The sequence below is a fragment of the Ruegeria sp. CDSC021 genome (genome assembly GCF_059610845.1).
On record NZ_JBXWOK010000003.1, the window covers coordinates 55,609 to 69,155 of the forward strand.

The following is a 13,547-nucleotide window of genomic DNA, read 5'->3' on the forward strand; positions in this document are numbered from 1 at the left end:
GGCCTCAGATGATTGGTAGTTCAGGCGCGGCGCGTTTGGTCAAAAGCTCCGCCCCACTTGCACGTATGACGATGTTCTCTTCGTGCACCATGACCCGACCGTCGCCATAGCCAAGCGATGGTTCAAGGGTCAGTACCATATTTTCGGCGATCTCGGTTGTATCCCAACTGGTGTGCGAGGGCCATTCGGTCAGCTGCATGCCAAGCCCATGACCCAGCCTGCCGACGTCACCACCCTGATCGTCGAGCTCCGTGATCACCTTCTGCATCGCTTGAAACAATTCTCGGCAAGTCGCTCCGGGGCGAGCTGCGGCCATCCCGGCCTCAGTCGCACGCCAAAGAACATCATATGCATGGCGTGAGGCGTCATCGGCGCGGCCAATGGCCCAATTCCGATCGAAGTCGCAAAAATACCCGTCCCAGTTGGAACCGGTGTCGAGCATCAGCACATCGCCGCGCGCCAGTGGTCGGCGGGACGGGGGCGAGATGACGTCGTGATAGCCGCCCGTATCCGCACCGCCGACCAAATACGGAACATCATCGGCACCCTGCGCCAGCCCTTCGCGCCGAAAGGAGCGGAACACATCCTCAAGCGGCTGCCCTTCGCGGGCGATTTCGGGCACCTGCTCAAATGTGCGCGACCCGATGGCGCAGATATAGGTGAGTTTTTCGATCTCGGCCTCGGATTTCACCATTCGCAAGCCCCGGACGATCTCGGTCGCGTCAGTGATCTTTAGCCCATTCAGGCCCACCAACAGCCGCTCATAATCGCCAAGCGGCATCCGTAAATGGGTTTCGTGGCCCTTCATCAGGCCGACAGTCTCGCCGCGGCTGGCAAGCGGCGCCAGCAGATCGGTCAACAGCCCGATACCGTCATCCTTTGGTGCAGGTGCGCCCCAGGTGCGGATATCTGTGACCCAGGTTCGCCGCATAAGGTCTGCGCCGATCTCAGGGATGATTGCGATGGGCTTGCCGGATGCCGGGATGAACAGGAACCATGGGCGGGTCGGGCTTTGCCAAAACAGCGTGTGGAACCCGCTGAAATAGCGCACATCCGGTTCAGTTGTCAGCAATATGCCCGCCATACCGGTTTCGGCCATCTTTGTCTGCGCCGCTGCGGTACGCGTTGCGAATTCTTGTTGGTCAAAACCACGTCGTGGGGCGTTCATGACTTTTGATCCTTTCGCAGGGGCAACCGGTCCTGAACCAATCGGACCCAGAATTCAGCTCCGATCGGCAGCAGTTCATCATTGAAATCATAGTCAGAAGCATGAAGCGGTTGGCCATGTGGCCCGGTCTCGCCATTGCCCAGCAAAAGGAAACATCCTGGTACGGCGGTCGAAAACTGGGCGAAATCCTCTGAAAAACTCATCGGCTGCCGATCCTTGATCAGGTCACACCCAGCGGCCTCGGCGGCACGATAGACCGCTTGGGCCGGGCTGGCAGCGTTGATGGTCTCGACGAACTGCGTGTCAAAGCTGACCGAGGCCTGAATGCCATGCGCCGCCGCAATCCCCTCGGCGATCTGGCGCATGAACCCTTCGATGGCGCTGCGGTCCTCGGGCGATCTGGCGCGGAAATCTCCTTTGAGAGTGGCGTTGCCCGGCAAGACATTTCGCTGGCCGTCCGTCAGGAATTCGGTCACGGACACTACCGCGCCAGAGGCGGGCGCAAGCTTTCGTGCCACCACGGTCTGCAATGCCACTACAATCTCGGACCCTACGGTAATTGCATCAACGCCGGTTTGTGGCATCGAGGCATGACCGCCCTGGCCTTTAACCGTGATCTCGAACAGGGTTTCACTGTTACAGATAATACCGGTGCGGGTCGAAATCTGACCGGTTGGAGCGCCTGGCAAATTGTGGATTGCATAGATTTCTTCGACCGGAAATTGCTCTAGCACACCGTCGTCGATCATCGCGCGCGCGCCCAGGCCGTGCTCTTCGTTTGGCTGGAATAGAAAAACAACCGTACCGTCAAAGGTAGGTTCTTTCGCCAGACGCTCTGCCGCCCCAAGCAGCATGGTTGTATGTCCATCGTGGCCACAAGCATGCATCACACCGGGTGAGGTAGAGACATAGTCATGGGACGAGGTTTCGGTGATTGGAAGCGCATCCATGTCAGCACGCAGGCCAATGGCTTTGTTGCCACCGCCGGATCGAAGCACACCGACAACGCCTGCGCCTTCGTGCACTTCGATCCCAAGGGCGCGCAGCCGTTCAGCGACAACCGACTTGGTTCGCTTCTCTTGAAAGCCCAGTTCCGGGTGCCTGTGCAAATCCCGCCGAAGCGCGATCATACGGTTTTCTAAATCGCTCATTTCTTCATCCGCGTGTGAGTTGCATCGGTTCTACAGGATAGGGCTGCGTGTTTCGCATCAAATTTCCGGCCCTAAAGCAGAAAAAATTGCACAAAAGCGCCAAGTTCAGATCGGAAGTTCCAGACCAATCTTTGTACGGTCCATCGCGACGGATGTGCGAAATCTGCGGACGTTCGAGTTATCGAAAAACAAGCGATGGGTCAGGTCCTCGAAATCCTCCATGTCCTGCGCGACGCAGATAAGAACAAAGTCGGCATCACCGGTCACATAATAGCATTGCTGAACTTGCGGCTCGTTCCTGGCGCGTTTTCGGAACAGATCGAGTTGCTGAAGCGATTCCCGGTCAAGTTCGACCAGAACAATGAAGGTCATCTTATAGTCAAAGCGCGACGGGTTGAGCACCGCGACCTCTTTCAGGATCAGCCCGGATTCTCGCAACCGCTTGAGCCGCCGCTGCACCGAGGGAACAGAAAGACTGCATTCTTGCGCCAGCTGTTCCAACCCGATTCGACAATCCCTTTGCAGGGTTCTGAGGATTATCGTGTCTGCATCATCAAGTTGTTGGTTCATGAAAAATCCTCGCGATGGAAGAGGCAGGTTTGAAACATATTATCGAGATTAGGGTCAAATACGATAAATAGAAATAGGTCGGTCATGCACAATCTCTGCACATGGAAAAAGCGGATGAAAAATACATGACAGCGACCGACGACCTAAGCTTCGCCCCGGATTTCGTCCGTGCGCAGGAGTTTTTTCAGGGGCAAGAGACCTACGCTGTATCGCCGCTGATTGAAATCACGGGGCCTGATGGTCAGAGCATTCTGGTCAAGAACGAGACAGAGCGTATGGGGCTTGGCGCGTTCAAAGCTTTGGGGGCGCCCTATGCGGTTGCACGCCTTCTCGAGGATGCATGGCTCGAGAATACCGGTGAAACGCTCTCCCTCACGCGGATGAAGGATGCCGCTTTTCGAGAATTCGCATCTGGCCACACATTCGTCTGCGCAAGTGCAGGCAACCACGGAATGGGCGTTGCGGCTGGGGCGCGGGCGATGGGTGCAAAGGCGCGAATTCATCTGGCGCAGACCGTACAACAAGGGTTCGGCGACCGTCTTAGAACCTTCGGTGCCGAGGTTGTCCGTTCGGGCGATGTTTATGACGAAAGCGTCGCCGCCGCTATTGCTGACGCCAAAACCACCGGTGCCACGCTTTTGGCCGACGGAACCTGGCCTGGTTACACCGAGATTCCGAAACTGGTGATGGAGGGCTATTGCGTCATCGCCGAAGAGTTGCGCGCCCGGTTCGAGGCTTCGGGGCAGTGGCCTACGCATGTCTATCTGCAGGCCGGTGTCGGTGGGTTGGCCGCCGCAATGTCGCATATGATCCGTCTGAACTGGGCGGAACAGCCTGAACTGATCGTTGTCGAACCCGGCGCTGCGTCCTGTTTGCGGGCCAGTCACTTGGCCGGACGGGCCACCCGCAGCGATGGGCCGGATTCGAATATGGGTCGGCTTGACTGCAAGGCACCGTCGATCGTGGCCTGGGATGTGCTCGAGCGCTGCGGCGTGAGCTACGAAACCCTTTCCGAAGAAGAAGGCCAGGCAGCCGCAGAAGCTGTCACAGCACTTGGAATCGCGACCACGCCGTCAGGCGCGGCCGGTTACGGCGCCCTGTGCAAGAGAACCAACCAGCAGGCGAGGACGCAGGATTTACGTCCTCTTGTCATCATCTCAGAAGGGCTCGCATGAGCGGGCAAGAAAGGACTAACAGAATGACATCCATTTTTAGCAAGCTGATAACCTCGGCGGTTTTCGCGGCAGGTCTGTCGACTGCTGCCTTTGCGGACACCTGGAAATTCGCCTCGGAAGAGGACAAAGGCGACGTACAGGATATCTTTGCACAGGCCTTCGCCGAAAGTGTCAAAGAGCAGTCTGATGGCGACATCAAAGTGCGCATCTACTACTATGGTCAGTTGGGTACCGAGAACGATATTGTCGAGCTGACATCTAAGGGTACGGTCCAGTTCGTATCGGTGGGGACCGGTCACCTGGGGTCTTATGTGCCCGAGGCGCAGGTTCTTGATCTGCCCTATGTTCTGGGCGGTGATATCGACGTGATCCGCGAAGTTCTGACCACCAGCCCGACCATCTATGAAGACCTCAGCGAGAAATTCGAGAAGGTGAACCTGAAGCTGCTCACCATGATCTCGGAAGGTGACATGGCCTGGGGTGCCAACAAGGCGATCCGCAGCCCGGCGGATTTTGAAGGCCAGAAAATCCGTACCTTCACTTCGACCATTCCGGTGGAAACCTTCAAGGCGTTTGGCGCCAACCCGACGCCTTTGTCCTGGGGCGAGGTCTATGGCGCGCTGCAGTTGAAGACCGTCGATGGCATGGTGAACCCGATCTATTTCATCTACAACGCCAAGTGGCATGAGGTTCAGGATTACCTAATCTTCCCGGGTCAGCTTCCTTACGTCGGCACTGTTTCCACCAACAGCGATTGGTTCAACGGCCTGCCTGCAGATCAGCAGGAAATGGTCAAGAACGCTATCGCCAAGGGTGAGCAGGCCGCGCATGACTATCAGATCAAGATCAACTTGGAAAACATGGAAAAGATCAAGGCAGAGCGCCCCGATCTGCAGGTCATTGTCCTGACCGAGGACGAGCGCGCTGTCTTTGAAGCCCAAAGCGCCACATTGCATGAAACATTCTTCGATGTGGTCGAAAACGCCTATGACGACGCCGAGAAACCTGCGGCGCGCGCGCAAGCCCAGAAGATCCTCGACGGCCTGCTTAACGAGGTGAGCAATGCGTCGCAATAAAAGCTGACATCACTGAAAGGCGCGGCGTCTCATTCAGACGTCGCGTCTTTCATTTACGGAACGCTGACTGGCGGACCGAGGGAGGGAAAATCATGAAAAGCGCATTGGTCGCCCTGAGTAGGGGCACCGAGTTCATCGAGAAATTCGTTATCATTCTGGCCATATTGTTGATGATGGTGAATTCGACCGCTAACGCCATTGGCCGCTACGCCTTTGGCAAAAGCCTGTTCTTCTCGGAAGAGCTGAACCAGTTTCTGATTGTCAGCGTGACCTTTTTTGGATTTGCCTATGCGGTTCGGAAAGGTCGGAACATTCGGATGACGGCGGTTTATGACACGCTGTCCCGTCGGTCCAAGAAAGTGATCCTGACGCTGATTTCGATCACGACCAGCATGCTGCTGGCCTTTTTGGCCTACAAGTCCGTGTTCTACGTGCTTGAGATCAAAGAGCTGAACCGTCTGAGCCCGGCGCTGCAGTTTCCGGTCTATATCATCTACTCTGTGATCCCGGTCGGCCTGTTTATGGCCAGCCTGCAATATCTGATCGCATTCATCATGAATGTCACTCATGTCGGCATCTGGCACTCGTACGAGGTCGAGGACAATGACGCAGTGGATGTAGGAGTCTGAGATGCCCGGATTCCTTGATTTCCTTGGCGATGTCATAGCTGGTGAGCTGGATATCTATGTCATCACCTTTGCTCTGGTCATGGTGATGGTGGTTCTGCTGTTCCTCAGCTACCCGATGGTTGTTCCGCTAGCGGTTGCCACGCTGATTGGCCTTGTTCATTTCTCGCAAAGCGATACTGGCGTCATCATCCAGCAGATGGTCACCGGCATTTCGCCAAACGCGCTGATCGCTGTGCCGATGTTCATATTCGCCGCCGATATCATGGCGAGAGGTCATACGGCCAATAATCTGCTGGGGCTGATCGAAGCCTTTGTCGGTCACCGCCGGGCCGGATTGCCGATCACGGCCTGCATCAGTTGCACATTGTTCGGCTCGGTTTCGGGTTCGACTCAGGCGACCGTGGTTTCGATTGGTCAGATCATGCGGCCAAAGCTGCTGAAGGCCGGTTACAAGGACAGTTTTGTCATGGCGTTGATCATCAATGCCAGCGACATCGCCTTCCTCATCCCTCCAAGCATCGGGATGATCCTGTACGGCACGCTGGCCAATACCAGCGTGGGCGAGCTGTTCATTGCAGGAATTGGTCCGGGCGTTGTTCTGGCGCTGATGTTTTCGGTCTATTGCTATTTCTACAGCGTCCTGCAGGGCGATCTGATCGCGCGGGTGCCAAAGAAATCAGGTGCCGAGCGGCGCGCAGCGTTTCGCAAGGCCATACTGCCGCTTGGTTTCCCGGTCCTGATCGTCGGCGGTATCTACACCGGCGCAGTGACCCCGACCGAAGCAGCCTCGTTTTCGGTGCTTTATGCGCTGATCGTCGAATGCGTGATTTATAGGGAACTGAAACTCAACGACGTTTTGGATTCCGCTCTCAGCACAGGATTGATTACGGCGGTTGTGTTCATCCTTGTCGGGATCGGTCAGGCGTTTTCCTGGTATATTTCCTTCGAACAGATTCCACAGGGCCTGTTAGAGCCGCTGAACCTGGAAGGCGCGTCGCAGGAATACATCCTGTTCATCATAGCGCTGTGCTTCTTCGTGGGATGTATGTTCGTCGACTCGCTGGTCGTGCTTGTCATCCTTACGCCAATCTTCGTTCCGATCGTGGATGCCTCGGGGATTGATCCGGTTCTTGTCGGGGTTATGGTGACGCTGCAGATGGCCATCGGATCAGCAACACCGCCGTTTGGCTGCGATATCTTCACCGCAATCGCGATTTTCAACAGACCTTATCTTGAGGTGATCCGGGGCACTTTGCCGTTCTTCGCGATCCTGGCGCTGATGACGGCTATGCTGATCTACTTCCCAGGTATCGCGCTGTTCCTCAGGGATCTGGCGGCGTTTTGACAAAATGAATGACGGATGGCCGGTTGTTTTGAATCGGCCATCCAAACTTGATCCGAAGATCAGCGCCCAATACCGACGTAACTATCGAAGCCGGATTTCTTGACGGCGGGTTCGGAATAGATATTGCGCAGATCGACCATTCGGGGGGATTTCATCGTGCCAGCTAGTTCGCTCAGATTGAGCGCACGGAACTCGTTCCATTCGGTCAACAGCACAACGACATCCGCATCAGCAGCAGCAGCATAGGGGTCTTCGCACCATTCGACGCCGGGCAGCAGGGCCTCACCTTCGGAACGCCCCTGAGGGTCGACAACCCGCACCGTTGCCCCACCACCGATCAGTGCAGGCACGATAGTTAACGAGGGCGCATCACGCATATCGTCGGTATTGGGTTTGAAGGTCACGCCCAGAACAGCGATCGTTTTTCCATTGAAACTGTCGTCGCAGACATCTCGGATTTTCTGGATCATCCGTTTCTTGACCTCGTCATTCACCCGGATGACGGTTTCGGTGATCTGCATCGGGTGGGCATGTTCCTGACCGATCCGGGCCAGAGCGGCGGTGTCTTTTGGAAAGCACGATCCGCCATATCCCGGACCTGCATGTAGGAATTTATTGCCAATGCGCCCATCCAGACCGATGCCTCGGGCGACCTCTTTCACGTCGCCGCCAACACGTTCGCACAGGCCTGCGATCTCATTTATAAAGGTGATCTTGGTCGCAAGAAACGCGTTAGCGGCGTATTTGATCATCTCTGCGCTTTCCAGATCAGTGGTCAGGATCGGGAAGTCCCGCAGGTAAAGCGGGCGGTATATTTCCGCCATTACATCGGCGGCGCGGTCTGATTCAACGCCGACAACCACACGATCCGGGCGCATGAAATCATCAATGGCGGCCCCTTCGCGCAGGAATTCAGGGTTCGAGGCGACGTCGAATTCGGCCTTCGGGTTGGCGGCAGAAATGACCTGATGCACCTTGCGATTGGTGCCAACTGGAACGGTCGATTTGGTTACCACCACAGTGTAGCCCGTAATCGCATGCGCAATTTCTTCTGCGGCGGCCATCACATAAGTCAGATCGGCGTGACCGTCCCCGCGACGTGTGGGCGTGCCCACGGCAATAAAAACAGCATCCGCACCATCCACTGCTGCGGCCAGGTCCGTGGAAAAGCTGAGCCGACCAGCGGCTACGTTTTTGGCCATCAGGACGTCAAGCCCGGGCTCATATATCGGGACTTCGCCAGCCTGCAGCATCTCAATTTTCTGTTCGGCCTTGTCGACGCAAATGACATCATGGCCGAAATCGGAAAAACATACCCCGGACACCAAACCTACATAGCCGGTTCCGATCATCGCAATACGCATACTAAAATACCCTTCTTAACAAATACCGCCTTTGGCGCGCACACATTCGAAGAAAGTTCCGCCGGTTTCAATGCCTGTCAGCGTGCTTGGGTTGCATTCCGGGGATTCTTGCTGTTTTTGGGTCGGCAATCATACACATTTGTTTTCGTAGGGCGGAACTATGACAAAAACGGCATTAATCACCGGGATTACCGGACAAGACGGATCGTATCTGGCCGAGTTTTTGTTGGAAAAAGGTTATGAAGTTCACGGCATTAAGCGCCGCGCGTCCTCATTCAACACGCAACGCATCGACCACATCTATCAAGACCCACACGTTCCCAATCCCAAACTGCACCTGCACTATGGTGATCTGAGCGATACGTCTAACCTGACGCGAATCATTCGCGAAGTGCAGCCGGACGAGGTCTATAACCTTGGCGCACAGTCCCATGTGGCCGTCAGTTTTGAATCCCCGGAATACACTGCGGATGTGGATGCCATTGGTACTTTGCGTTTGCTGGAAGCGATACGTTTTCTCGGGCTCGAGGAAAAGACTCGCTTCTATCAGGCCTCGACCTCGGAACTCTACGGTCTGGTGCAAGAGACCCCGCAACGCGAAACCACCCCGTTCCACCCACGGTCACCTTATGCGGTTGCCAAACTTTATTCTTACTGGATCACGGTCAATTACCGTGAGGCCTATGGCATGTATGCCTGTAACGGGATCCTGTTTAACCACGAAAGCCCGCGCCGGGGCGAAACTTTTGTTACCCGCAAGATCACACGCGGTTTGGCAAATATTGCGCAAGGATTGGAAAGTTGCCTGTACATGGGCAATATCGACAGTCTGCGGGATTGGGGCCACGCGAAGGACTATGTGCGGATGCAATGGCTGATGCTGCAGCAGGACAATCCTGAGGATTTCGTGATTGCGACCGGGGTTCAGTATTCGGTACGACAGTTCATTGAATGGTCGGCAGCCGAGCTTGGCGTTTCACTGGAATTCACCGGGTCAGGCGTTGACGAAACCGCGACTGTTGTTTCGATCGAGGGGGACAAAGCCCCGGGATTGAAACCCGGTGACGTCGTAATGCGGATAGACCCACAATATTTTCGCCCGGCCGAGGTCGAAACCCTTCTGGGCGATCCCTCAAACGCCAAGAACAAACTGGGTTGGGTACCAGAACTGACCGTGCAGGAAATGTGCGCTGAGATGGTGACCGAAGACCTGAAGACGGCCAAACGTCACGCGCTTTTGAAAGAGCACGGGTTTGAGCTGCCAATGAGCCTGGAAAACGGCTGAGGAGGCCCTCATGCGTAAGATCTATGTTGCCGGGCATCGTGGTATGGTTGGCGGCGCAATCCTGCGCCGTTTGCAAAACCGCAAGGACGAAGGCGAAGCGCTGGAGTTGATCACGCGCAGGCATTCCGAACTGGATCTGACCGACCAACCCACCGTGCGTGATTTTATGCAGACCGAGCGTCCGGATATGGTGATCCTAGCCGCGGCCAAGGTTGGTGGGATTCACGCAAATAACACCTACCCCGCAGATTTCATTTACGAAAACCTGATGATTGAATGCAACGTGATCCATCAGGCTTTTGCAGCGGGGGTAAAGCATTTGCTGCAACTGGGCAGCTCGTGCATTTACCCACGGGCTGTCCCTCAGCCCATGCGTGAAGACGCTTTGCTGACCGGCGTGCTGGAACCCACCAACGAACCCTATGCCGTTGCAAAGATCGCCGGGATCAAGCTGTGTGAAAGCTATAATCGCCAACATGGTGTCGATTACCGGTCGGTTATGCCAACCAATCTTTACGGACCCGGAGACAATTTTCACCCCGAAAACAGCCATGTCCTGCCGGCCCTGATCCGCAGATTCCACGAGGCACAGCGCGACGGGCTGGAAGAAGTGGTGATCTGGGGCACAGGAAAACCGCGGCGCGAGTTTTTGCATGTTGATGATATGGCCGAGGCGTCCTTGTTTGTGCTCGACTTACCGCGCGATATCTACGACGCGAATACCCAGCCGATGCTGAGCCATATCAATGTGGGATGCGGCGAAGATATCTCAATCGCTGAGCTGGCGGCCCTGGTGGCCGGAACAACCGGATTCACGGGTAAGATCACTCAGGATGTCAGCAAGCCTGACGGGACACTGCGCAAGTTGATGGATGTGTCCCGACTGGCAGATATGGGGTGGCGCGCACGCGTTGGACTCGAAGATGGTATCCGCGAGACCTATGCGTGGTTTCTGGAGCAGGCAGACACCGATTTGCGCGCCAAATGACCGCCTGGGCATAGCTCCGGACGGTCTAAAGCTCAGAACCAGCGACCGGTTGCGATTACCGTTGGGGACAGGCTGCTTGTGTCCGACGATGCCGATAGAACCTTAAAGGGCACTTGTGTTTCAGTGGCCGCGCCTAAACCTATAAACCGGCTTGTCGCGCCGCCACTGCCACCGACCGAGGGTGAGGTTCCGGACGCAAAGGCTGCGGGAAAGCTCCAGGTGGTCTCGGCGCTGGAATACAGCGATCCTTCGGCGTTCACGCAATCGGTGGCCGTCAGAACGCCCGTGCAGATTTGTGTACCATCCGCAAACCGGACGTATTCGCCATTGGCGGCTGATCCGCGTTCGACGACCGCGCCGGTTGGCACCCCGGCGGTTTCTGACACAGAGCCCAGCAGGTTTCCGGGGCAGTAGCCATAGTCGGCCCGCATCAGGCGACCTGCGGTGATGTCTTCGGCATCGTTTTGAATGGCAGAGCCTGAGGCTGTTCCGGTGGCTGGGTCAAAGCTCAGCGCCTCGGTCCAGGATCCGCCATCAGCCGAGACTTTGATGGAAAAACCGGTGTTGCCGGACAATCCCATCTCCGCATGACCGACCCAGTTTGACTGGAACAAAAGCGAGGCGGTATCCCCGGCCGCTGCCTTGTTGATCTTCAACTGGTGCCCCGCCCCGTCATGGCTGAGCAACGTCGCAGGCGACCGGACCGATAGCCGATTGGTGCTGTCATACCCGGTTGCGATGCCCAACCCGTCCAGGTTCTGGGTCGCGACCTGAGGTTCGGACCAGTCTGCGCCGTCCCAGATCTTCAACCGGTTGGCCTGTTCATCCCAGGCCCGCCAGCCGATTCCCGGGGTCACAAAATGCCAGGCGTCATCCAACCAGGCCGCAAGGGCGCCCGGCTGCGCGGCCCAATCCCCGGTAGGGTTGGCACCGAGCGCGTGAATCTCGCCCTGTTCCGGCACCGCAGGCGGCACCGAGGCGTTTGTCGACGCTACGCTCAGCTGGACAATCAGGTCCAGAGCACGCAGCGCCTCGTTATGGGTGACATGTTTCTGAGCCTGCGAAGGTTGCAGGAAAGGTAAATCCAATCTGGATGAGTTCTGTGACACGGGCGGCGTCCTCCTGTAGCTGTCGGTCCGACTATTGCATTGCGCGCTACATTGCCGTGCCCAGGATGAATCCGGTCTGATCTGACCGAACGTTCGAATAATCATTTGCTAACGTTTGGAGGATTCCATGGGGCGTAGCCAAAGGTCTGGATTCAACGAAAAAGGACAGCCGAAGCTGCCCTTAAGTTTACCAATCGCCGCTAAAGGTTAGCTGCGGGCGTACACATCCTCGTACCGGATGATGTCGTCCTCACCCAGATAAGACCCGGTCTGGACCTCGATCAGAACCATCGGCACCTTGCCCGGATTCTCCATCCGATGAACGGCGCCGAGCGGGATGTAGACAGATTGGTTTTCAGAGATCAGGCGCACATCTTCGTCGATCGTAACTTTTGCCGTGCCCTGAACAACGATCCAGTGTTCAGACCGGTGGTGATGGGATTGCAGGCTTAGTGAGGCGCCGGGGTGAACGTGAATGCGTTTGACCTGGAACCGATCCCCGATGACCAGGCTTTCGAACCAGCCCCAAGGGCGATGATCGACCGGCAGCGACTCCGCTTGTTTGGCACCTTTGGCCTTCAGGGCCGCAACCGCTTGTTTGACGTCCTGAGCCTTGTCCATGCTGGCCACCAAAACCGCATCGGGCATGGCGACCGCGATCATGTTTTCCAGACCCATCGCAACAACTTCTTGCGTGGGGGTTTCTGAACGCACCAATACGTTCCGGCAGTCAATGGTGGTAACCTGGCCCGTGGTGGCAACGCCATCGGCGTCTGGATTGCTCAGCTCTTGAACTGCCGACCAGCTGCCGACATCCGACCAGCCCGACGCATAGGGCACGACGCTCAGATTGCTGGCTTTCTCCATGACCGCATAGTCGATCGAGATATCCTCGACCGTGCCCCAGGCTTGGGGGTCGAGGCGCAGAAACCCGAGGTCGGTCTTTGCCTCACGGACGGCCTTGCCGACCGGGTCCAGCAGTGCGGGCGCATGTTCTTTGAATGCAGCTATTATGTCTTTGACCGCGAACAGAAATATCCCCGAATTCCAAAGATAGCTGCCATCGGCGATCATGGCTTGGGCATTCTGCAGATCAGGCTTTTCGACAAAACGGTCCAGCGCAATGGCGGTGTTGCCCGTATCTGGGGCATGGCTGAGCTTGAGATATCCATAGCCGGTTTCCGGCCGGTCCGGAGTGATCCCGAAAGTGACGAGATCCCCACGATCCGAAATCGCGCGCGCGCCTTCGGTAACTGCCTGATGAAAAGCAGCTTTGTCCGGGATGACATGGTCCGATGGGGCGACAAGCATGATCGCATCCGGGTTGCTGGCGGCCAGATACAACGCGGCGGCCAGAACCGCTGGTGCTGTGTTGCGCCCTTCGGGTTCGATCAGAATGGGGCCCGGATCTATGCCAATCGCGCCCAGTTGTTCCGGAACCACAAAACGGAATGCATCATTGGTAAGGATCAGCGGCTTGGCATAAGGCGCGTCCTTGGGTCCCTGCATTCGTTCAGCACAATCCTGAAGCAGGCTTGAATCACCGATCAGAGGGACGAACTGCTTGGGGTAACTTTTGCGCGACAGGGGCCACAGTCGGGTGCCGGACCCTCCGCAGAGTATGATGGGATGGATGGTGGTCATTGCGGCTTGCCTCGAAGGTTCTTGGACTTTGTCACTTTAGAAA

General features: G+C 56.5%; 12 protein-coding genes. 6 read left to right on the forward strand and 6 right to left on the reverse strand.

Going from position 1 to position 13,547, the window contains the following annotated elements; translation table 11 throughout:
- Positions 1-4: 4 nt before the first annotated feature.
- From AC2FGB_RS07210 to AC2FGB_RS07220, 3 genes are all read right to left on the reverse strand, one after another.
- On the reverse strand, positions 5-1,168 hold the full coding sequence (locus AC2FGB_RS07210; protein WP_496689223.1) for a M24 family metallopeptidase: 1,164 nt from the start codon (positions 1,166-1,168) through the stop codon (positions 5-7).
- Complete coding sequence (locus AC2FGB_RS07215) at positions 1,165-2,319, reverse strand: amidohydrolase (RefSeq protein ID WP_496693792.1); 1,155 nt, start codon at positions 2,317-2,319, stop codon at positions 1,165-1,167. Before AC2FGB_RS07215 ends, AC2FGB_RS07210 begins: the two co-directional genes overlap by 4 nt.
- A 105-nt stretch (positions 2,320-2,424) precedes the next feature.
- Positions 2,425-2,889 (reverse strand): Lrp/AsnC family transcriptional regulator, encoded by a 465-nt coding sequence (locus tag AC2FGB_RS07220; protein WP_496693791.1) that lies wholly within the window; start codon positions 2,887-2,889, stop codon positions 2,425-2,427.
- A gap of 125 nt (positions 2,890-3,014) precedes the next feature.
- Here AC2FGB_RS07220 and AC2FGB_RS07225 point away from each other — a divergent pair, with 125 nt between their 5' ends.
- The 4 genes from AC2FGB_RS07225 to AC2FGB_RS07240 all read left to right on the forward strand — a co-directional run bounded on the left by AC2FGB_RS07225 (position 3,015) and on the right by AC2FGB_RS07240 (position 7,114).
- A complete protein-coding gene (locus tag AC2FGB_RS07225) occupies positions 3,015-4,064 on the forward strand; it encodes a pyridoxal-phosphate dependent enzyme (RefSeq protein ID WP_496710102.1) in 1,050 nt (349 codons plus the stop codon).
- 23 nt (positions 4,065-4,087) lie between these two features.
- Positions 4,088-5,140 carry a TRAP transporter substrate-binding protein gene (locus AC2FGB_RS07230; protein ID WP_496689229.1) on the forward strand — a complete coding sequence of 351 codons (1,053 nt, stop codon included), beginning with the start codon at positions 4,088-4,090 and terminating at the stop codon, positions 5,138-5,140.
- Between the two features lie 92 nt (positions 5,141-5,232).
- Positions 5,233-5,769: a TRAP transporter small permease gene (locus AC2FGB_RS07235; RefSeq protein ID WP_271949035.1), complete on the forward strand. Its 537-nt coding sequence runs from the start codon at positions 5,233-5,235 to the stop codon at positions 5,767-5,769.
- A 61-nt stretch (positions 5,770-5,830) separates the two neighbouring features.
- The gene (locus AC2FGB_RS07240) at positions 5,831-7,114 is read left to right on the forward strand and encodes a TRAP transporter large permease (protein WP_496689479.1); all 1,284 of its coding nucleotides are present in this window, start codon (positions 5,831-5,833) and stop codon (positions 7,112-7,114) included.
- 59 nt (positions 7,115-7,173) lie between these two features.
- Here the strand turns inward: AC2FGB_RS07240 and AC2FGB_RS07245 are convergent, their stop codons facing one another.
- On the reverse strand, positions 7,174-8,478 hold the full coding sequence (locus AC2FGB_RS07245; RefSeq protein ID WP_142639848.1) for a UDP-glucose dehydrogenase family protein: 1,305 nt from the start codon (positions 8,476-8,478) through the stop codon (positions 7,174-7,176).
- A gap of 160 nt (positions 8,479-8,638) precedes the next feature.
- Here AC2FGB_RS07245 and gmd point away from each other — a divergent pair, with 160 nt between their 5' ends.
- Together gmd and fcl are read left to right on the forward strand one after the other, a co-directional pair.
- Positions 8,639-9,763: a GDP-mannose 4,6-dehydratase gene (gene gmd, locus AC2FGB_RS07250; RefSeq protein WP_496693789.1), complete on the forward strand. Its 1,125-nt coding sequence runs from the start codon at positions 8,639-8,641 to the stop codon at positions 9,761-9,763.
- Positions 9,764-9,773: 10 nt separating this feature from the next.
- Positions 9,774-10,751 carry a GDP-L-fucose synthase gene (gene fcl, locus AC2FGB_RS07255; RefSeq protein WP_496693788.1) on the forward strand — a complete coding sequence of 326 codons (978 nt, stop codon included), beginning with the start codon at positions 9,774-9,776 and terminating at the stop codon, positions 10,749-10,751.
- A 32-nt stretch (positions 10,752-10,783) separates the two neighbouring features.
- Here fcl and AC2FGB_RS07260 read toward each other — a convergent pair whose 3' ends face one another.
- Both AC2FGB_RS07260 and AC2FGB_RS07265 read right to left on the reverse strand, forming a co-directional pair.
- Entirely contained in the window at positions 10,784-11,860 is a 1,077-nt protein-coding gene (locus AC2FGB_RS07260; protein WP_496693787.1) for a DUF2793 domain-containing protein, read from the reverse strand.
- 207 nt (positions 11,861-12,067) lie between these two features.
- Entirely contained in the window at positions 12,068-13,504 is a 1,437-nt protein-coding gene (locus AC2FGB_RS07265; protein ID WP_496693786.1) for a mannose-1-phosphate guanylyltransferase/mannose-6-phosphate isomerase, read from the reverse strand.
- Positions 13,505-13,547 lie beyond the last annotated feature (43 nt).

Excerpts from the sequence above, each read along its gene's own strand:
- AC2FGB_RS07210 (WP_496689223.1), bottom strand. The coding sequence starts at position 1,168 with ATGAACGCCCCACGACGTGGTTTTGACCAACAAGAATTCGCAACGCGT.
- AC2FGB_RS07215 (WP_496693792.1), bottom strand. The coding sequence starts at position 2,319 with ATGAGCGATTTAGAAAACCGTATGATCGCGCTTCGGCGGGATTTGCAC.
- AC2FGB_RS07220 (WP_496693791.1), bottom strand. The coding sequence starts at position 2,889 with ATGAACCAACAACTTGATGATGCAGACACGATAATCCTCAGAACCCTG.
- AC2FGB_RS07225 (WP_496710102.1), top strand. The coding sequence starts at position 3,015 with ATGACAGCGACCGACGACCTAAGCTTCGCCCCGGATTTCGTCCGTGCG.
- AC2FGB_RS07230 (WP_496689229.1), top strand. The coding sequence starts at position 4,088 with ATGACATCCATTTTTAGCAAGCTGATAACCTCGGCGGTTTTCGCGGCA.
- AC2FGB_RS07235 (WP_271949035.1), top strand. The coding sequence starts at position 5,233 with ATGAAAAGCGCATTGGTCGCCCTGAGTAGGGGCACCGAGTTCATCGAG.
- AC2FGB_RS07245 (WP_142639848.1), bottom strand. The coding sequence starts at position 8,478 with ATGCGTATTGCGATGATCGGAACCGGCTATGTAGGTTTGGTGTCCGGG.
- gmd (WP_496693789.1), top strand. The coding sequence starts at position 8,639 with ATGACAAAAACGGCATTAATCACCGGGATTACCGGACAAGACGGATCG.
- fcl (WP_496693788.1), top strand. The coding sequence starts at position 9,774 with ATGCGTAAGATCTATGTTGCCGGGCATCGTGGTATGGTTGGCGGCGCA.
- AC2FGB_RS07265 (WP_496693786.1), bottom strand. The coding sequence starts at position 13,504 with ATGACCACCATCCATCCCATCATACTCTGCGGAGGGTCCGGCACCCGA.